Source organism: Chryseobacterium edaphi, from assembly GCF_025628985.1.
GTDB classification, from domain to species: Bacteria; Bacteroidota; Bacteroidia; order Flavobacteriales; family Weeksellaceae; genus Chryseobacterium; species Chryseobacterium edaphi.
On record NZ_JAOTEM010000005.1, the window covers coordinates 185,134 to 203,873 of the forward strand.

The following is an 18,740-nucleotide window of genomic DNA, read 5'->3' on the forward strand; positions in this document are numbered from 1 at the left end:
AATTCAGTAATAATAAATGTCTCATTTTCACAGAACTGCCGCATTTCATACCCTTGGTTGCAAATTAAATTTTGCAGAAACATCTACTATTGCACGTCAGTTGACAGATGCAGGTTATGACAAGGTAAGTTTTGATGAGAAAGCAGATGTTTATGTGATCAATACCTGTTCGGTAACTGAAAACGCGGATCGTGAATGTAAACTTCACGTAAAACGTGCAATGAAAGCCAATCCGGAAGGTTTGGTGGTGATTGTCGGATGTTATGCACAATTGAAACCTGAAGAAATTTCTCAAATTACAGGTGTGGATTTGGTACTCGGAGCCAAAGAAAAATTCAATATTCTGAGCTATCTTGATGATTTGGAAAAATCTGAAAGTGAAGGTGTTGTCCATTCTTGCGAAATTGAAGAAACCGATTTTTTTATCGGAAGTTATTCAATCGGAGACAGAACCAGAGCTTTTCTAAAAGTTCAGGATGGTTGTGATTATAAATGTACGTATTGCACAATTCCTTTAGCCAGAGGGATTTCCCGTTCAGATACCATCGATAACGTTTTGAAAAATGCAAAAGAAATTGCGGCGAGAGACATTAAAGAAATCGTTCTTACAGGAGTAAATATTGGCGATTATGGAAAAGGCGAATTTGGAAACAAGAGACATGAGCATACTTTTTTAGATTTAATTAAAGAATTAGATCAGGTCAAAGGCATTGAAAGAATCCGTATTTCATCGATTGAGCCGAATCTATTGAAAGATAAAAGCATCGAACTGGTTTCAAAAAGTAAAAGTTTTGTTCCGCATTTTCATATTCCATTACAATCGGGAAGCGACGATTTATTGAAAAAAATGAAGCGTCGTTATTTGACAAAATTGTATAGTGAAAGAGTCAATAAAATCCGCGAAGTGATGCCTCATGCAGCGATTGGTGTTGATGTAATCGTGGGTTTTCCGGGAGAAACGGAAGAATTATTTATGGAAACGTATAACTTCCTGAATGAGCTTCCAATTAGTTACTTACACGTTTTTACATATTCTGAAAGAGAAAATACCGAGGCCGCTGAAATGGATGGAGCAGTACCGATTCCTGAAAGAAAAAGACGCAACAAAATGCTCAGAATTCTATCAGAAAAGAAAAAGATGTCATTTTACCAGACTCAGCTCGGGCAAACACTTCCCGTACTTTGGGAACACGAGAATAAAGACGGAAAAATGTACGGTTTCACAGAAAATTATGTGAGAGTGCAGAAAGATTTTGACCTGTCATCTGTAAATCAAATTGAATTTCTGAATCTTGGAAAGATTCTTCCGGATGGCACGGTTTCTGTGCAGTCGTCCTATGAAAGTTTTTTAGCAAAAGCATAGACTTTTTGCTTTATTTCTACTAAATTTATTCTTTAACGATTTTAAATCTACATTTTTATGAGAGATAAGTTTTTATCTTGGGGATTGGTGTTGGTAATTGCAACATGGATTGTCGCATTACTCATCAAAGCACACTATTGGATTCCAATATTTTTAACCGCAGTTTATGCTTTAGGAGTTTATAATACTTACCAAACTAAACATGCCATTCTCCGGAACTTTCCTGTTTTGGGATATTTCAGATACTTTTTTGAAGATATTTCTCCCGAAATGCAACAATATTTTATCGAAAGAGAAACAGACGGAAAACCATTTCCAAGAAATCAACGTTCTGCAGTTTACAGACGTTCAAAAAACCTAAGCGATACTGTGCCTTTCGGAACTCAATTAGAAGTCAATCATAGGAAATATGAAGGAATTAAGCATTCTATTTACGCAAAATCACCGAAAGAAGAACTTCCGAGAGTTTTGGTGGGAGGAGAGCAATGTTCTCAACCTTATAATGCATCTTTATTTAATATTTCGGCAATGAGTTTCGGTGCTTTGAGTGACAGAGCTCAGATTTCTTTAAACAGAGGCGCAAAAAAAGGAAATTTCTATCATAATACAGGTGAAGGAGGAATATCTCCGCATCATTTGGAAGGCGGTGATCTTTGTTGGCAAATCGGAACGGGATATTTTGGATGTAGAGACGAAGAAGGTAACTTTAATCCGGAATTATTCACAAAATATTCTACTCTTCCTAATGTGAAAATGGTTGAAATTAAATTATCTCAAGGCGCAAAACCAGGTCACGGCGGAGTTTTACCTGGAGTGAAAAATACGCCTGAAATTGCAAAAATACGTCATGTACAACCTGGTTTGACCATTGTTTCTCCACCGTCGCATTCGTCTTTTTCTGATGCAACTGGTTTATTAAGATTTGTACAACAATTGAGAGAACTTTCCGGCGGAAAACCTGTTGGTTTTAAGCTTTGTATAGGTGATACAAAAGAGTTTGAAGATATTTGTGTTCAGATGAATGTATTGAAAATTTATCCTGATTTTATCACCGTTGACGGAGCGGAAGGAGGAACGGGAGCTGCACCACCCGAATTTTCTGACGGAGTAGGAATGCCTTTAGAACCGGCTTTGATTTTCGTTAACAAAACACTTAAAAACTACAATGTTAGAAGTAAATTAAGAGTCATTGCAAGTGGAAAAGTTCTGACGAGCTTAGATATTCTGAGAGCTGTTGCAATGGGAGCAGATATGTGCAATAATGCAAGAGGATTTATGTTTTCTTTAGGCTGTATTCAGGCTTTGAGATGTAATAACAACAATTGTCCGACAGGAGTTGCAACACAGGATAAGATGTTAATTAAGGGGCTTGATGTTACCGATAAGGCTGAAAGAGTATATCATTTCCATAAAACACATTGCACACCTGTAATGAATTGATTGCTGCTGCAGGAAGAAGTTCTTATGAAGAAGTGGATGCATCAATGTTTATGAGAGGAGATGAGTTCGAGCATCTTTCGGATAAATATTTTCCGGATATTTTGGGAAATGTGAGATAATTTAAATCTCAGAATAAAGCAAAAAAATCCGCTTCAAATTTTTATGAAGCGGATTTTCGTTTTTTATTTTTGATCTGCAGGTCTTACTTCCGTATGATAGATTTGAAAGTTGAAGACAAACGTTGCATTTTGAAGATTGTAAAAATTAGCATCTCTGGCAAAAGCAGCTTTTGAAGGGACGATGATTACACCTTGTAAATTTGGTAAGGTTTCATTAGGCAAATTTTGGAAACCATTGAAATACTTTAAACCTTCCTGAAGACCTTCGATTTCATAATAGCTTCTTGGATATGTAGTTGTAACAATATTTTTTTTTGCATAGTAAAATTTAGGATCAGTTGTAGGAGAAGCTTCACCATCAATTGTATTGATGAGAGCTCCTGCAGAAGTAAGATTTACATTTCCATCTGTATCTGTTGCACGATAATAAGTGGCTCTCATCATTGTTTTGATAAGACTTGCAGTGTTTGATTCCGGGTTTGTATCCATTGTCACTCCAGGATTTGGTTGTGCCCCATCTCTTTTGATGTAAATAACTCCTGAAGGAAGTTTTACAGGATTTAATTCAGATAACTTCTTATAGTTGTCGTCGGTGGCATCTGTACTGCTGAATGCTTTAATGTTTCCCTGTGTATCTAAGTAGTTATTATCCATAAATTTTTGGATAGCCTGCTCATCAAGAGTGTTTCTCACTTCAATGTTATCCGGCTCAATAAATGTTTCCACTTCATCATCTTTCTTACAAGCTGAAAAACACAAAGATCCAGCAAGGATATACAAAAATATTTTTTTCATTTCAAAAACTTTAATTACTTTACAAATAATATAACGGCAAAAGTATAAAAAATTATGAGAATAGATAAATTTTTATGGAGTATTCGTTTTTACAAGACCAGAAGTATTGCTACCGACGAGATCAAAAAGAACAGAGTATCAATAGGAGCGTCGGTTGTAAAGTCGTCTAAAGAGGTAAAAGAAGGAGATGTAATTAAGATCCGTAAAAATCAGATTGACTATAAAATTAAAGTCATACAAATCCCTAAAAGCAGAATTGGAGCAAAATTGGTGTCACTTCACATCAAAGATGTTACCGATAAAGAACAATATGAATTGCTTAAATTAAGAAAAATGTCTCAGAGTTATTACCGAGACAGAGGTGAAGGTCGACCGACCAAAAAAGACAGAAGAGAAATTGACGGTTATGTAGAAAACGATGTAGATTCTGATTTCACAGATTGGGATGATTTTTTTGGAGAAACTGATTCAGAAAAGGAAGAAGAAAAAGATTCATAAATAAAGCTTTTCAATAATTTCGTTCATGATCTGTTCAGGTTCTTTAGAATCTGTACTGATGATGAATTGAGCTTTGCTGTAGAATTCATTTCTTTCAAATAAATGTTTGGCAATAAACTCAGGAAGGTTTTCGTCTGAAATATTGGCAATCAAAGGTCTTTTCTCTTTTTGTTTTGAAATTCTTTCTATTAAAGTATTGATAGATGTTCTGAGAAATACACTTTTCGAATTGTGGTTGATGATTTCCATATTATTGTAATAAACAGGCGTTCCTCCTCCCAGACTAAAAACGATGTTTTCTTCTGTGGCTAAAATTTCCTCCAAAGTTTCTCTTTCCAGCTTACGAAAGTAGATTTCTCCCTTTTTTTCGAAGATTTCGGGGATCGTCAATTTATTTCTCCTCGAAATTTCTTTATCAAGGTCAATTAATTTAAAATTTATTTTTTCGCTTAAAATTTTGGAAATGTGAGATTTGCCACTTCCCATGTATCCAACTAGTGAAATTATCATGAATTTATTTTGAACAAATTTGCGAAAAAGTTTTGAGATAATGAAAAAAGTCCTATCTTTGCACCACTAAAAACAAGGGACATTACTTACGATGAAAACTTGATAATAAAGTGACCGACTCGGTAGCTCAGCTGGTAGAGCAATACACTTTTAATGTATGGGTCCTGGGTTCGAATCCCAGCCGGGTCACTAGCAAAAATGTTATATTTTTTATAATTTTTTTGCCTGCGTGGTGAAATTGGTAGACACGCCATCTTGAGGGGGTGGTTTCCTAAGGATGTGCTGGTTCGAGTCCAGTCGCAGGCACTGCAAAAAAAATATTTGGTAAGTCTGAAATTTATTTTATATTTATCAAATTAAAATAAAGACCGACTCGGTAGCTCAGCTGGTAGAGCAATACACTTTTAATGTATGGGTCCTGGGTTCGAATCCCAGCCGGGTCACAAGTTTACTGAAAAGTAAATTTTTTTCATATTAATATTTTGTGATTTGGTGTTCAAAGGCTTCCTTCCGGAAGCCTTTGATTTTTGTTGCATGTTTTAAGTTTAATCTAAATGCATATTATCAATTAATCTTACTCCGTCTACCATCACTACAATAAAAGCTCTGTAAGATTTATCTTTATAAAAGAAATCGGTTTCTTTCAATGTGTTTTCTTCAGCAATTAAAAAATATTCAAGCTGCATCCCTTTTTGATCGTCAAAAATATCTTTTACTCTGTTAGTGATTTCAGGAACTGAAACTGTTTTGAACCAGTCGTTTACTTTGACCAGTGTTTCGTAAATGATTTTTGAATCTTCTCTTCGGTCTTCAGTTAGTCTCTGATTTCTTGAACTTAAAGCTAGGCCGTTTTCTGCTCTGTAAATATCAACTCCTTTTATTTTAATAGGAAGATGTTTTTTATCAACCATTTTTTTAATGATTGCCAATTGCTGGAAATCTTTTTCGCCAAAATAAGCATTATCCGGTTTTACCTGGTTGAAAAGTTCTTCAACCACAGTTCCTACACCATCAAAATGTCCTGGTCGTGATTTCCCTTCCATCTCATTTTCCAAACCATCAAAATCGTAATGTTGGCTTTCTGCTTTTTCAGGATAAATATCCTCAACCTCGGGAATATAAACCGCATCTACCAAACCTGATTTTTCTAACATCAAAATGTCTCGATTGGTGTCTCTCGGATATTTTTTTAAATCGTCAGCATTATTAAACTGTGTAGGATTTACAAATATTGACGAAATGACGAGGTCATTTTCTTTGCGAGCAGCTTCATAAAGGGAAAGATGGCCATTATGTAATGCTCCCATGGTGGGTGCAAAACCAATTTTTTTCCCCATTTCTCTCTGTCTTTCAATAAAGTCTTGAAGCGTTTTTTTGTTTTTTAGAACTTCCATAATTTATTTTAATAGCAATTCAAAAATACTAAATTATCTTGTATGAATTTTCAAGATTTATAGGTTTCATTGTTATGTTTATCGTAAAAAAATGTTAATTACATTGATGTTGGATGTTTTTTTGTAATTTTGCAACTTATAGCATTATTTAAATTATATAAAAATTATATGCCCAATCAGAAAATACTGTACATTACCACAGAGATGTACCCTTATCAGGAAGATACAAACTTAGGAACAGTGGTAAACAAAATGGCACTTAAAATGCACCAAGAAGGCAATGATGTAAGAGTTTTTATGCCACGATTTGGACAGATAAGTGAGAGAAAATTCCAGCTTCACGAGGTGATCCGCCTTTCTGGGATGAATATCATCATCAATGATTTAGATCAGCCCCTTATTATTAAAGTAGCGTCTCTTCCGGGAGAAAGACTTCAGGTTTATTTTATAGATAACGAAGAATATTTCAAAAGAAAACAATATTATTTTGATGATGAAGGTGTAGGCTTTCCGGATAATGACGAGCGTGCAATTTTCTTTGCGAGAGGCGTTATAGAAACGATCAAGAAATTAAACTGGGTTCCGGATGTTATTCACCTTAACGGTTGGATGGCTTCCTTTATTCCGGTTTATCTAAAAACCTTCTATGAATCTGATACCTATTTCAAAGATGCAAAAATCGTTCTTTCATTATATAATGAAAAGGATGCTCCTTTGGATAAAAGTATTGCAGAAAAATTACAGTTTGATAATATTTCAGGATTAGATGCGTTAAATAATCCAAGTTTTCAAAGTTTTGTTATTGAAAGCATGAAGTATGTGGATGAAGTGGTAAAAGGTGACGAGTTTTTGGAAGGTGATTTAGATAAAGCTTTTAACGAAACTTCGACTTCGAAATCAGAATATTTAGACGTAGATTCTATCAATAAACTATATTAAAAGAACATTTTGATGATTTATAATATGAAAAGAGCCTTCACTATATTGTCTATGGTGATTTTTGGCGGAATGTTGGTGTACAATTGTGAACCGGATCCGGATTCTTTAGGAGAACAATTGTTTTTAGACGGAGCAGCACAAGGAGATGAAATTGCCTATGATGTTACTGCATATAATATTGATAATAATGACAGTATAAGAAGTGATGCCTCAAAATTAGGTTTAGCTACTTTAGGTGCTTTTTCTGAAAGTCAGTTTGGAATGCAGAGAGCTGCCTATTATACACAGCTAAGACTTCCCGCTTACGATCCTGATTTTGGTGCAAGTGCTACGGTAGATTCTGTAGTATTGGTAATTAAACCAACCTATGCATCAGATTCTATAACGACGACGACTGATGAAAATTATGTTTATCCGGATGGTTCTGTAGCTGCTAAAAAAGTTTTTAACAGATATCCTGCAACCAAATACGGAAGAACAAAAATTAATAGTGGCAATTTAACGTTTAATGTAAATGAAGTTACAGAATTTTTGAACGGATATAGCGATATAGCATATTCAAATAAAATTTACGGAACGGGTCAGTTATTGGGTTCTAAAACTTTTGATGGGTATGTAAGTTCTGTTGCAATTACAAAAGATTCAGATAACAGTTCAATATTCACTTCTGAAGTTGGTTTTAGAATACCACTATTATCAAGTTTTTTTAAGACAAAAATTATTGATAAAAAAGGACAACCTGAATTGAAGGATGTTGCAACTTTTATAAGATATTTCAGAGGTTTGAAGATTTCGGTAACTGATCCAGCTGGATATTTGGTTCAATTTTCACCTTCAAATGTGGAGCTAGTTATGTACTATAAATCTATCGATACTGGTGCAACTACAAGTACTCAAAAGAAATATGCTTTCTCAGTAGGTAACGGAAATGCTCATATCGGGAATTATGTTTATGACAGAGCCGGAGCTGCAGTGAAGAATCCTGCTATTGGGGATAAAAAACTCTTCGCGCAGGGAATGGGAGGTAACTCAATAGGTGTTAAATTTCCTGTGGAAACAATCACAAAGTTGAAGAAGTTATATAATGAAAAGAAAGCGGCAATTATTAGCGCAAAAATCAGAATGTATACGGATCCTTCATGGAATAACAAGTTGAAAAAACCAAGTTTGTTAACAATCATTCAAAGAGATAAAGATGTAAAAGATGAAAAAGGAAATGAGAAAAATATTTTTACTAACGATCTTTTGCTATTGTCTGCTACTCCAAATTTTGCTTATATAAGAGCTTACGATTTAGACAAAAACCCATCATATTATGATTTTACAGTAACGCAGTCTTTAAAAGAAATTGTTGAAGCTGGAGCAAATTATGAAAGAAAATATTTTAAAATAGATGTAGGTAATTTCTTACAATCATCTACAGGAACAACATTAGCGGGGCCTCAATTTACATCTCGACCTTTTTCTACAGACAGAATTGTGTTTTTAGGTTATGATGCTAATATGCCTATTACTGATCCTTCCAAAAAATATGAAATTAAACTAAGAGTTACCTACGGTACAAAATAAAAATATAAAAAAACACTCAATTAAGTTATGTGCGGAATAGTTGGTTATACAGGTTTTCAGGATGCCTATGATATTGTTATTAATGGACTTAGAAGATTAGAATATAGAGGTTATGATAGTGCCGGAATTGTTTTGGAAGGGGGAGATAATGCGTTTGAAGTTGAAAAAACAAAAGGTAAAGTCGATGACCTTGTAAATATCTCAAGCAAGTTAAAAGGATTCGCGAAAGTAGGAATGGGTCACACACGTTGGGCAACACATGGTGTTCCAAGTGACAGAAACTCTCACCCTCATTTGTCAAATAACGGTAAAATTGCGATTGTTCATAATGGTATTATTGAAAATTATGATACCATCAAAATAATGCTTACGGAAAAAGGCTTCTCTTTTAAATCAGAAACTGATACTGAGGTTTTGGTTAATCTTGTTCAATACTTTATGGATGTAAATCCTGAAACAGATTTTCCTACAGCAGTAAGATATGCTTTAAATGAAGTTTATGGAGCTTATGCTATTACGGTAATGCATGAAGATTATCCCGGAGTTTTGGTTGTGGGTAGATTAGGTTCTCCTTTAGCGATTGGAATTGGTGATAAAGAGTACTTTATTGCTTCTGACGCATCTCCTTTTGTAGAATTTACAAAAGAAGCTATTTATTTGGAAGAAGGTCACATGGCAATTCTTTCTTTAGAAAATGGCGTAGATATCAGAACAATTAATGATAATTCTAAAATCGTCCCTGAAATTCAGGAGCTTAAATTGAATTTAGAGCAAATAGAAAAAGGCGGATATGAGCATTTTATGCTTAAAGAAATTTTCGAACAGCCAAAATCAATTCAAGATACAATGAGAGGAAGACTTCTTGTCGAAGAAGGAATTATCAAAATGGCAGGAATTTGGGATCACCTTGAGAAATTCAAAAATGCCAACAAAATTACCATTATCGCTTGCGGTACATCATGGCACGCAGGTCTTATTGGTGAATATTTAATTGAAGAATTTGCAAGAATTCCTGTTGAAGTTGAATATGCTTCAGAATTCAGATACAGAAACCCAATTATTACAGATAAAGACGTTGTGATTGCTATCTCTCAATCAGGAGAAACGGCTGATACGATGGCTGCTTTAAAATTAGCAAAAGAAAAAGGAGCGTTTATTTATGGGATTTGTAATGTGGTTGATTCTTCGATTGCTAGAATTACAGATGCAGGATCCTACACACATGCAGGTCCGGAAATTGGCGTTGCTTCTACTAAAGCATTTACTGCCCAGTTAACTATTCTTTCATTGCTTGCATTAAAATTAGGAAAACATAACGGTAATCTAGGTAATGCTGAATTTATGAGCTTAATTGCAGAATTAAATGCTATTCCTAAGAAAATTGAAGAAGTTTTAGAGGCTACACATGAATTGACTCAAAATATTGCTAAAGATTTCATCAACGCGACCAATTTCCTTTATTTAGGAAGAGGTTACAACTATCCTGCAGCTTTAGAAGGCGCTTTAAAATTGAAAGAAATTTCTTATATTCATGCAGAAGGATATCCTGCTGCAGAAATGAAGCATGGTCCAATTGCGTTAATTGATGAAAACATGCCGATCGTTATCATTGCACCTAAAAAAGGTCATTACGATAAAATCGTAAGCAACGTACAGGAAATTAAAGCAAGAAAAGGAAAAGTTATTGCTGTGGTTAATAAAGGAGATACTCAGGTAAGTGCTATGGCGGATTACGTGATTGAAATCCCTGAAACTTCAGAATGTTTCTCACCAATTGTTGCGTCAGTTCCTTTACAGTTATTAGCATATTACATCGCAGTTTATAGAGGTGCAAATGTAGATCAGCCAAGAAACCTTGCAAAATCTGTAACTGTAGAGTAAAAAATACTTGCAAATAAAATAAATTTAGATTTTTTTCGTTATTCTAAAAAAAATCTTAAAAGTTTCTTAAAAAAATTATATATTTACGGCTTAATTATAAAAATTAACATGAAAAGGATATTTCTTTTATTATTGTCTGCGTCGGTAGCATCGGTATCTTGTTCAGGTGGTGGATCTTCTTCTGTTGGGAAGCCAGGAACAAAAGGGGAATTGATACCTAGAGAAAAAACAAAATCATTTGTTGCAGAAAGACCGTTTGGTATGGTTGCCATTCCTGGTGGATCTTTCGTTGCAGGTTTAGCTGATGTGGATTTCACAGACAGTCCTGAAAAAGCAGCATTGAAAACTGTAACTGTATCATCTTTCTTTATGGATGAGGCAGAAACTACAAATGCAGAGTACAGGGTGTTTATTAATTACGTTAGAGACTCTATTGCAAGAACCATGTTAGCTGAAGCTGCCGGAGAAGGTGGTGAAGGTGGTGGTAAAGGTACAGGCATCGGAGATTATGCATACCTTGCAAAAAAAGAAGAAAACCTAACTGCATATCAGGAATATCTTGAAGGTGCAGGTGGAAGAGACGGTTTTGATGATACAAAAAAATTAGATTGGAAAATTCCTTTGCATTGGAATACTTCTAAATATCCTGATGTAGAATATGCTGAAGTTTTAGAATCTATGTACTTACCAGCTTCTTCAAGAGTTGGTAGCGAAAGACTTCTTGACGTTAGTAAATTAAAATATAACTATAAGTGGGGAGATATGGATGTTGCTATCGCTGAAAATGAAAGAGGTGTAAACTACCTTAGAAGTGAAAGCATTGCAATCTATCCGGATACTACAGTTTGGGTAAAAGATTTCCATTTTACATATAACGAGCCTTTGTTTGAGCAGTATTTCTGGCACAAAGCTTACAAAGATTATCCTGTTGTTGGGGTGACTTGGGATCAGGCTAGAGCGTACTGTAATTTCAGATCTAAATTAAAATCTGATTACAATGAAAGCTTAAAAAGAAGAAAACAAAGACCATTGACATTCCGTCTTCCTACTGAAATGGAATGGGAATATGCTGCAAGAGGTGGAAAGCAAAATGCAACTTATCCTTGGGGAGGTCCTTATTTAATGGATGACAGAGGTTGTTATCTTGCAAACTTCAAGCCAAAAAGAGGTAATTATATGGAAGACGAAAAGTTAGGTACTTATACTTATGCGGCTCCTGTAAAAAAATTCAAGAAAAACAGTTTCGGATTGTTTGATATGGCTGGAAACGTCTCTGAATGGACAGCATCTGCATACAACAATTCATCATACAATTTCTCTTCTACTTTAAATCCTTCTACTAAAGATAATGTAGATACTAAGAGATCTGTAAGAGGTGGTTCTTGGAAAGATGTTGGATATATGTTGATGACTGGAGCTAGAGATTTCGAAATGAAAGACTCTGCAAGAAGTTATATCGGATTCAGAACAGTACAGGATATCCCTGAAGCTGCTGTTAAAGCAAAAAGAATTAACAGATAAGAGAATTTATTCAATTATTTATTTCAGAAACAATTTTATTTAACATTAAAAAAAACTAACTTATATGTTTAAGACTAAAGATGCTTGGATGAATTTCTTCTATTCATTCGGTGCTGCAATTGTAATTCTTGGAGCTTGGCTTAAAATTACTCACATCTCATTTGGCCCAATCAACGGTAACATCGCTCTTACAGTAGGACTTGTTACAGAGGCAATTATCTTTATTATTTTCGCATTTGACCCTCCAGCAGCTGAGGAGTCTTACCACTGGGAAAATGTTTATCCTGAATTGTTAGATAAACATGCAAACCCAAACCCTTTACATTCAAATATTTCTAAAAATACAAACGCTCAGTTTGCAGAATTAGAAAACTCTTTATCTACTAAATTGGATAAAATGCTTCAGGATGCAAAACTTGATGTACAGTTATTCGACAGATTGAGAACAGGAATTGATAAATTTTCAAACTCTGTAGATCAGATCAACCAAACCGTTGATGTTTCTGCTTCTACTCACAAATATAATGATCAGTTGAATAAAGCAGCTCAACATATGGAAAGTATGAACGCTCTATATGCAATGCAATTAGAAAGCGGTCAGAGACAATCTGACTTTGCTAAAAAATATGTAGAAGATATGCAAAAATCTGCTGAGCATTCTGAGAAATTTAATCAAGAATTACAAGGTTTAACTACAAACTTAAACAGCTTAAACAGAGTTTACGGTGGTATGTTAACTGCAATGAAGTCGTAATCCTAAACCATTAATTTAATAAAAAACTAAAGAAAAGAGAATGGCAAAAGGAAAACAGACTCCACGTCAGAAGATGATCAACCTAATGTATTTGGTGTTCATCGCAATGATGGCCCTAAACATTGATGTTGAAATCATCAGATCATATTATGACTCTACCAGAGCGTTAAATGAAACAAGACATTTAACTGAAGATAAAAATCAAGATATCTTTGAAGTTACCTTAGAAGCAAAAGCACAACAAGTACCTGATACTTATGCTCAGCCTTGGGAACAATACAAAGTATTAAAAGGTAAAATTGATGGTTTAGTTAGTTCTGCTGAAGATATTAAAGTGATTTTGAAGAAAAATTCAGAATTCTTTGACAAAGATCCAAAAACTGGTAAAGATATGGATGTGAGCGAGAATTTCTCTGCACTAAATAATAACGAAGCTACTACAGAATATTTCTTCAAGGAAGGTGATGAAAATAGTCCTTCTCCGAAAGCTTTAGAGCTTAAGAAGAAAATGGATGAAGTAAGATCTTATATTGTTGCAACATTTGGAAATAATCCACAGTTATTGAAATTGGTTGATAGAGCAAACAGATCTATTGTTGCTGAGTATCCACAAGGAAAATCTCCAAACGGAAAAACTTGGTTTCAGAATAAATTTTATCATCAGCCGCTTATCGCTGCAATTTCAAACTTAGAAATTATTCAGAATGATGCAAGAAACGTACAGTCTGATGCATTAGCATTAATGCTTCAGGAAAAAGTTGATGCAAGCATTAAGTTTAATCAGTATGAAGCAATTGTTTCTGCACCTACAGACATTCAGTCTGGTAAAAAAGCTGAAGCAGTTATTATGTTGGGAACTTATTCTAACAGTAATAAGATTAGCATTAGCGGAGTAAGCAGACAAGAAAATGGTAAGGGATATCTTCCTTTAAATACCGGAGGTATTGGTGAGAAGAAAATTGGTGGGACTATTACGTTAACGGATGCTACTGGAAAAGCTACGCAGTATCCTTTTACTCATACATATAATGTCATCGCAGGTCCTCAACAAGTAAAATTGGAACAAGGTCTATTACTTTCTGCTGATAAGATGAATGTAATGTATAGAGGATTGCAAAACCCTGTATCAGGATCTATTCTTGGTGCTGACAATGCAAAATTATCGCTTTCTGCTCCAGGTGCTGTTGTCGGCAATACAGGTAAAGGAAAATGGAATGTAAAGCCAACAACTGGTAATACTGTTAAATTAACATTATCTGGAACCGATGCAACTGGTAAGAGTGTATCTCAGGTTTTTGAATATAGAATTAAAAATGTACCTCCTCCACAAGGACAAATGAGAGGTCAGAATGTTCTTACAATGCCTGCGACTTCTATTGTTAATCAAACTGTTCAAGCAGCCATTCCAGATTTTGATTTCCCGGTATCATTTAACGTAACTCAGTTTATGGTTAGAGTTCCTGGTAGAGCAGCAATGTTGGTTAAAGGTAATTCATTGGAGCCTGCAGCGGGATTGTTGAAAAATGTTAGACCTGGAGACATTGTTTCAATTATTGAAATTAAAGCTACAGCTCAAGGATTGGAAGGACAGGAGATTAAGAGAATCTCTCCGATTATTATTAACGTACCTTAAGATTAAATAGCAATTATTATGAAAAAATATATTAGCAGTCTTTTAGTTTTAGCTTCTGGGTTTGCATTTTCCCAAACTATTCTAAATGCTTCTTCTCCGGAAGAATTCAGACAAATGAGAGCTGAAAATATGAGAAAAGTGGGAGATACTGTTATTAGTAATAAAGTAAAACCACTTGAATATGGATTTGTTGATGATAAAGACATCCTTAAAAGTATGATGGTATGGGAAGTGATTGATCTTAATGACAAGATTAATCAGCCTTTCTACTATGATAATCCAGATGGTTTACTTGCAAAAAATACTAGATCACTATATCAAATTCTATTAGATGCAGCATTAGAAGGTAAAATTGAAGAAGTATATGATGACGAAAATTTTACAACAAAATTATCCCCTGATGCAATCAAAAGTAGACTTGAAAAAGTTGTTATTAATGATGCAGCAATAGATATTTTGAATTCAGGAAGACAACTTACTGAGCAAGAGAAAAAAGAGTATACTGATATCTTCAAAACAACAACTGAAAAAGTAAAAGTTTTGAAAATTATGGGAATGTGGTTCATTGACAAAAGAGATGGTCAAATGAAATACAGACCTTTAGGTCTTGCTGCTATGGGTCCAGATCCAGCGGTACAGGGTGTATATGATGCTGAAGGTAAGCCTATTGCGGGTAAAGATGAACTTATTGATCTATTTTGGGTTTACTATCCGAAAGCTAGAGAAATCCTGTCAAACAATTATGTTTTCAACAGAAAGAACTCATCTGCAGACTTATCTTTCGATGATATAATCAATGCTAGAAGATTTTCTTCTGTGATCTACAAATCTTCAAACGGTTTAGGTGATGGAGTTATCAAAGACTATATCCCTAGAAATGCTGAAGAGCAATTAGAAGAGAGCGATAAAATCAAAGAACAGATTCTTCAAATGGAGAATGATATGTGGAATTACTAAATTTCACTTGATATTTATAAAAAACCTGAGTACTTTTACTCAGGTTTTTTTTATTATGCAAAATGTAGATTATATAATTGTTGGAGACGGATATGCAGCTTTGTTTTTCGCTCATCAACTTACCAAAAATAAAAAGTCGTTTGTTATTTTTTCTGATGGGAAAAAAAGTGCATCCCAAATTTCTGCAGGGATTGTAAATCCTGTCGTTCTTAAAAAGTTCACTACCTTTTGGTTGGCTCAGGAACAATTAGATTTTCTCAAAATTTCTCTTAATGAAATTGAAAAGTACACCGGAGAGAATTATTTAATTGATGCTTCCATTCACAGAATTTTCCATGATGAGAATGAACAGAAATTATGGCTTAAAAAATCGCAAACCGAAGAGCTTTACAATTTTTTAAATAAGGATTTTAGGCATTTAGAGGCTGTAAAAAATGATTTTAATACTGGAATTGTAAAACAGTCAGCAAGATTAAACGTTCAAGGGTTTTTCAGTGATCTAATGAAGTTTCATGAAAATAATTCCCAGCTCATTAAAGAGAAATTTAATTATCATCAATTAAATATTTCTGAATCCACTTATCAGGATATCAAATTTAAAAACGTCATTTTTTGTGAAGGAATGGCTGTTAAAAACAATCCATATTTTTCAGATATTCAGGTGATTCCCAATAAAGGACATCATATAAGAGTAAGGCTTTCCAAACCGATTCCTCAAAATATTACCATCAAAAAGAAACATTTTTTATTTCCTTTAAATGAAGATTTATATTTTTACGGTGGAACCTATGACAGAGAGCAAATGCATGCACATATTGATGATTCTGCAGTTGAGCAATTAAGAATTGGCTTATCTGAATTTTATTCGAATGACTTTGATATAGAAGAAGTTCATTTTGGCTTCAGACCCACTGTAAAAGATCGTAGGCCGATATTAGGAAGACATGCAGAGCATAAAAATCTTTACGTTTTTAATGGTCTTGGAGCAAGAGGAATTCTTAACGGATGTTACTTTTCAAAAAACTTGTATGATTTTATAGAAAATAATATTGATCTGCCTCACGAAATTTCTTTAGACAGATTTTAAACAAAAAAGACACTTCATGAGTGTCTTTTTTGTTTTATTGTGAAGCCATTTTAGTTTCAGCTTGATTTTTTTTGCCATGAAATAAAACCATATCTACGTCTTTTTGCAGAAAAGTAACTTCGTTTTTGGTTTCAGTAAACAAATATTTACTGTCTTCTGTTGAAAATCCGGCATTTTCATGATTTTTTTTAAGCTCGTAAGTCTTTCCATTTAGATGTACAGTGACAATATCTTTGGTATTATTCATGATAATTTCCATTTCATCACCATGACGGTCAGAAATAGTTTGTTTTACAATATCGTCTGTTGAAGCAGGAGTTTCAGTGTTACTTACTGTAAGATCGGGATCTTTGGCAGAGTGCTTACACGCTGCTAATGTGAGGATTACGAGTAATCCGAAAACTGATTTTTTCATTTGTAGTTGTGGTTTTTTAAGGATTTCATATAATACTGGTGTGGTAGCGCAAAATTACAACTATTTTTCTTTAAAATATGTTAATTTTTAATAATTTAAAAGTTTTTGTCATTGGTTTTGAGTTAAAATTTTATGTTAAATACAAATTTGTGTTTCTGTCATTCACTTTTTAGATTTTTTAAAGAAGCGTTAAACTTTGTTAACAATGGATTAAGTATTGAAATCTCAACTTACATTTGCAACTTGTAATGAGAAACTATATCGTATACTTTTTGACAACTCTTTTTCTGCTATTTGTAGTGGAAAGCAAGCTTAATGTCAAAACTTTGTACAATGACTTTTCTGGTCATATTTCTCACAATTATCCTGAAAAGACAAATCAGTCAAATCATTCAGCTCAGAAATTTTCTGTTCAGCAATCTGCTGACGGTGCTGATAATTTTTCATTTGATGTTGCAGAAGATGATTTTCAGTTAGCAGATAATTTGCAGACTGTTATGACGTTTGCGTGTGTTTTCGGATTGATCTATTCGTTTGGACTTCTGTTCAAAAAAAGGTTTAAGCCTTCAATTTCCAGCTTTTTACAACATTTCAATTTTGTAAAAACATTCATTCTGATTCGTTCGATCAGAATTTAGAATTTCCTTTTTCGATTATTCTTTTGCTCTAAGACGGGGCAGGAAGTTTTACGTTGTGTAAATTTTTATTTCACGACTTGAATTTCCAAATTTTTATTCAAAAAACTAAACATTTTAACGATTTTAATAATACTCTAGATTATGATGAAAAGAGTTGTCTCAGGCGTTGTCCTAAGCGCCATTCTGTTACTTTTTAGCTGTAACGAAAAAAAAGAAGAAAAACAGGAAGATTCTGTGTATCCGGTGACGTCACCAGTAAAAATGGATACGATTATTAACAAAGATTTTGTCGCTCAGATCCAGTCGGTAAAGAACATTGAAGTACGTGCGCAGGAAAAAGGTTTCCTTGAAAAAATCTATGTAGACGAAGGTCAGTATGTAAGAGCGGGACAAACTTTGTTCCGAATAATGCCTCAAATTTATCAGGCAGAATTACTTAAAGCAAGAGCTGAAGTTGAACAGGCTTCTATTGAATTGAAAAATGCAAGCACCTTGGCAAGCAACAATATTGTTTCAAAAAATGAAAGATCAATGGCTAAAGCTAAACTGGATGCGGCGAATGCCGAAATGAAATTAGCACAAATCCATCTTTCGTTTACAGATATTAAAGCTCCGTTTTCCGGAGTTATCGACAGAATTCCATTAAAATTGGGAAGTCTGGTCGATGAAGGTGATCTTTTGACTACACTTTCGGATAACACCAATATTTACAGTTATTTCAATGTTTCCGAACCTGAATATCTGAATTATCAAACCCATATTGCAGATCGCGGAAGCCAAAGTGTAAGCTTAATGATGGCAAATGGCGAGATGTTTAATCAACAAGGTGAAATTCAGACCATAGAAGGTCAGTTTGACAACGAAACAGGAAACATCGCTTTCAGAGCCAAATTTCCAAATCCTGAAAAGCTTTTGAGAAACGGTGAAACAGGAAAAGTTCGTATGACTTTACCGCTTAAAAATGCTTTGATCATTCCTCAAAAATCAACTTACGAAATTCAAGATCAAAAATATGTTTTCGTAATTGATAAAAACGGAGTGGCTAAATCAAAAAACATTAAGATCGCTTATGAACTTCCGGATATTTATGTAGTTGCTTCAGGTGTTTCTCCGGACGAAAAAATCTTGTTGGAAGGTGTTCAGAAAGTCAAAGACGATCAGAAGGTAAAAGTGAAATTCCAGGATCCGAAGAAAGTTCTTCAGTCTTTAAAATTAAAAGCAGAATAG

General features: G+C 34.1%; 16 protein-coding genes, 3 tRNA genes and 1 pseudogene. 16 read left to right on the forward strand and 4 right to left on the reverse strand.

Annotated elements, in window-relative coordinates:
• Positions 1–16: 16 nt before the first annotated feature.
• Positions 17–1,363: a tRNA (N(6)-L-threonylcarbamoyladenosine(37)-C(2))-methylthiotransferase MtaB gene (gene mtaB / locus NZ698_RS17170; RefSeq protein WP_263004466.1), complete on the forward strand. Its 1,347-nt coding sequence runs from the start codon at positions 17–19 to the stop codon at positions 1,361–1,363.
• Between the two features lie 57 nt (positions 1,364–1,420).
• Positions 1,421–2,922 (forward strand): annotated as a pseudogene (locus tag NZ698_RS17175) (FMN-binding glutamate synthase family protein).
• 63 nt (positions 2,923–2,985) lie between these two features.
• On the opposite strand, the gene NZ698_RS17180 reads toward NZ698_RS17175, so the two are convergent.
• Entirely contained in the window at positions 2,986–3,717 is a 732-nt protein-coding gene (locus NZ698_RS17180; protein WP_263004468.1) for a hypothetical protein, read from the reverse strand.
• Between the two features lie 54 nt (positions 3,718–3,771).
• Here NZ698_RS17180 and NZ698_RS17185 point away from each other — a divergent pair, with 54 nt between their 5' ends.
• On the forward strand, positions 3,772–4,215 hold the full coding sequence (locus NZ698_RS17185; RefSeq protein ID WP_263004470.1) for an RNA-binding S4 domain-containing protein: 444 nt from the start codon (positions 3,772–3,774) through the stop codon (positions 4,213–4,215).
• On the opposite strand, the gene NZ698_RS17190 is transcribed toward NZ698_RS17185, so the two are convergent.
• Positions 4,210–4,725, reverse strand: a complete 516-nt coding sequence (locus NZ698_RS17190) for a shikimate kinase (RefSeq protein WP_263004472.1) — start codon at positions 4,723–4,725, stop codon at positions 4,210–4,212. The two genes, NZ698_RS17185 and NZ698_RS17190, sit on opposite strands and share 6 nt — an antisense overlap.
• Before the next feature lie 116 nt (positions 4,726–4,841).
• On the opposite strand from NZ698_RS17190, the gene NZ698_RS17195 reads away from it, so the two are divergent.
• The 3 genes from NZ698_RS17195 to NZ698_RS17205 all read left to right on the forward strand — a co-directional run bounded on the left by NZ698_RS17195 (position 4,842) and on the right by NZ698_RS17205 (position 5,168).
• Positions 4,842–4,914, forward strand: a tRNA-Lys gene (locus NZ698_RS17195).
• A 34-nt stretch (positions 4,915–4,948) separates the two neighbouring features.
• Positions 4,949–5,031: transfer RNA gene (locus tag NZ698_RS17200), tRNA-Leu, on the forward strand.
• Positions 5,032–5,095: 64 nt separating this feature from the next.
• Positions 5,096–5,168, forward strand: a tRNA-Lys gene (locus tag NZ698_RS17205).
• Positions 5,169–5,270: 102 nt separating this feature from the next.
• On the opposite strand, the gene panC is transcribed toward NZ698_RS17205, so the two are convergent.
• Positions 5,271–6,119: a pantoate--beta-alanine ligase gene (panC, locus tag NZ698_RS17210; protein ID WP_263004474.1), complete on the reverse strand. Its 849-nt coding sequence runs from the start codon at positions 6,117–6,119 to the stop codon at positions 5,271–5,273.
• A gap of 168 nt (positions 6,120–6,287) precedes the next feature.
• Between panC and NZ698_RS17215 the strand changes: the two genes are divergently transcribed.
• From NZ698_RS17215 to NZ698_RS17250, 8 genes are all read left to right on the forward strand, one after another.
• Positions 6,288–7,058: a glycogen/starch synthase gene (locus NZ698_RS17215; RefSeq protein ID WP_263004476.1), complete on the forward strand. Its 771-nt coding sequence runs from the start codon at positions 6,288–6,290 to the stop codon at positions 7,056–7,058.
• A 24-nt stretch (positions 7,059–7,082) separates the two neighbouring features.
• Complete coding sequence (locus NZ698_RS17220; protein WP_263004478.1) at positions 7,083–8,627, forward strand: DUF4270 family protein; 1,545 nt, start codon at positions 7,083–7,085, stop codon at positions 8,625–8,627.
• A gap of 27 nt (positions 8,628–8,654) precedes the next feature.
• Positions 8,655–10,508, forward strand: coding sequence for a glutamine--fructose-6-phosphate transaminase (isomerizing) (gene glmS, locus NZ698_RS17225; RefSeq protein ID WP_263004480.1), 1,854 nt, complete (start codon positions 8,655–8,657; stop codon positions 10,506–10,508).
• 108 nt (positions 10,509–10,616) lie between these two features.
• Complete coding sequence (porK, locus tag NZ698_RS17230) at positions 10,617–12,029, forward strand: T9SS ring complex lipoprotein PorK/GldK (RefSeq protein ID WP_263004482.1); 1,413 nt, start codon at positions 10,617–10,619, stop codon at positions 12,027–12,029.
• A 64-nt stretch (positions 12,030–12,093) separates the two neighbouring features.
• A complete protein-coding gene (gene porL / locus NZ698_RS17235; protein ID WP_263004484.1) occupies positions 12,094–12,783 on the forward strand; it encodes a type IX secretion system motor protein PorL/GldL in 690 nt (229 codons plus the stop codon).
• A 40-nt stretch (positions 12,784–12,823) separates the two neighbouring features.
• Positions 12,824–14,416: a type IX secretion system motor protein PorM/GldM gene (gene porM / locus NZ698_RS17240; protein ID WP_263004486.1), complete on the forward strand. Its 1,593-nt coding sequence runs from the start codon at positions 12,824–12,826 to the stop codon at positions 14,414–14,416.
• Between the two features lie 18 nt (positions 14,417–14,434).
• Positions 14,435–15,373 carry a type IX secretion system ring subunit PorN/GldN gene (porN, locus tag NZ698_RS17245; protein ID WP_263004488.1) on the forward strand — a complete coding sequence of 313 codons (939 nt, stop codon included), beginning with the start codon at positions 14,435–14,437 and terminating at the stop codon, positions 15,371–15,373.
• Between the two features lie 55 nt (positions 15,374–15,428).
• Positions 15,429–16,460, forward strand: coding sequence for an NAD(P)/FAD-dependent oxidoreductase (locus NZ698_RS17250; protein ID WP_263004490.1), 1,032 nt, complete (start codon positions 15,429–15,431; stop codon positions 16,458–16,460).
• A 34-nt stretch (positions 16,461–16,494) separates the two neighbouring features.
• On the opposite strand, the gene NZ698_RS17255 is transcribed toward NZ698_RS17250, so the two are convergent.
• Positions 16,495–16,875, reverse strand: coding sequence for a hypothetical protein (locus NZ698_RS17255; protein ID WP_263004492.1), 381 nt, complete (start codon positions 16,873–16,875; stop codon positions 16,495–16,497).
• A gap of 248 nt (positions 16,876–17,123) precedes the next feature.
• Here NZ698_RS17255 and NZ698_RS17260 point away from each other — a divergent pair, with 248 nt between their 5' ends.
• Both NZ698_RS17260 and NZ698_RS17265 read left to right on the forward strand, forming a co-directional pair.
• Positions 17,124–17,513 carry a hypothetical protein gene (locus tag NZ698_RS17260; RefSeq protein WP_263004493.1) on the forward strand — a complete coding sequence of 130 codons (390 nt, stop codon included), beginning with the start codon at positions 17,124–17,126 and terminating at the stop codon, positions 17,511–17,513.
• A gap of 144 nt (positions 17,514–17,657) precedes the next feature.
• On the forward strand, positions 17,658–18,740 hold the full coding sequence (locus NZ698_RS17265) for an efflux RND transporter periplasmic adaptor subunit (protein ID WP_263004590.1): 1,083 nt from the start codon (positions 17,658–17,660) through the stop codon (positions 18,738–18,740).

Coding starts and splice junctions, on each gene's coding strand:
- NZ698_RS17220 (WP_263004478.1), top strand. CDS start 7,083: ATGAAAAGAGCCTTCACTATATTGTCTATGGTGATTTTTGGCGGAATG.
- panC (WP_263004474.1), bottom strand. CDS start 6,119: ATGGAAGTTCTAAAAAACAAAAAAACGCTTCAAGACTTTATTGAAAGA.
- NZ698_RS17265 (WP_263004590.1), top strand. CDS start 17,658: ATGAAAAGAGTTGTCTCAGGCGTTGTCCTAAGCGCCATTCTGTTACTT.
- porL (WP_263004484.1), top strand. CDS start 12,094: ATGTTTAAGACTAAAGATGCTTGGATGAATTTCTTCTATTCATTCGGT.
- porK (WP_263004482.1), top strand. CDS start 10,617: ATGAAAAGGATATTTCTTTTATTATTGTCTGCGTCGGTAGCATCGGTA.
- porM (WP_263004486.1), top strand. CDS start 12,824: ATGGCAAAAGGAAAACAGACTCCACGTCAGAAGATGATCAACCTAATG.
- NZ698_RS17260 (WP_263004493.1), top strand. CDS start 17,124: ATGAGAAACTATATCGTATACTTTTTGACAACTCTTTTTCTGCTATTT.
- NZ698_RS17255 (WP_263004492.1), bottom strand. CDS start 16,875: ATGAAAAAATCAGTTTTCGGATTACTCGTAATCCTCACATTAGCAGCG.
- NZ698_RS17185 (WP_263004470.1), top strand. CDS start 3,772: ATGAGAATAGATAAATTTTTATGGAGTATTCGTTTTTACAAGACCAGA.
- NZ698_RS17180 (WP_263004468.1), bottom strand. CDS start 3,717: ATGAAAAAAATATTTTTGTATATCCTTGCTGGATCTTTGTGTTTTTCA.
- glmS (WP_263004480.1), top strand. CDS start 8,655: ATGTGCGGAATAGTTGGTTATACAGGTTTTCAGGATGCCTATGATATT.
- NZ698_RS17250 (WP_263004490.1), top strand. CDS start 15,429: ATGCAAAATGTAGATTATATAATTGTTGGAGACGGATATGCAGCTTTG.
- NZ698_RS17190 (WP_263004472.1), bottom strand. CDS start 4,725: ATGATAATTTCACTAGTTGGATACATGGGAAGTGGCAAATCTCACATT.
- porN (WP_263004488.1), top strand. CDS start 14,435: ATGAAAAAATATATTAGCAGTCTTTTAGTTTTAGCTTCTGGGTTTGCA.
- NZ698_RS17215 (WP_263004476.1), top strand. CDS start 6,288: ATGCCCAATCAGAAAATACTGTACATTACCACAGAGATGTACCCTTAT.
- mtaB (WP_263004466.1), top strand. CDS start 17: ATGTCTCATTTTCACAGAACTGCCGCATTTCATACCCTTGGTTGCAAA.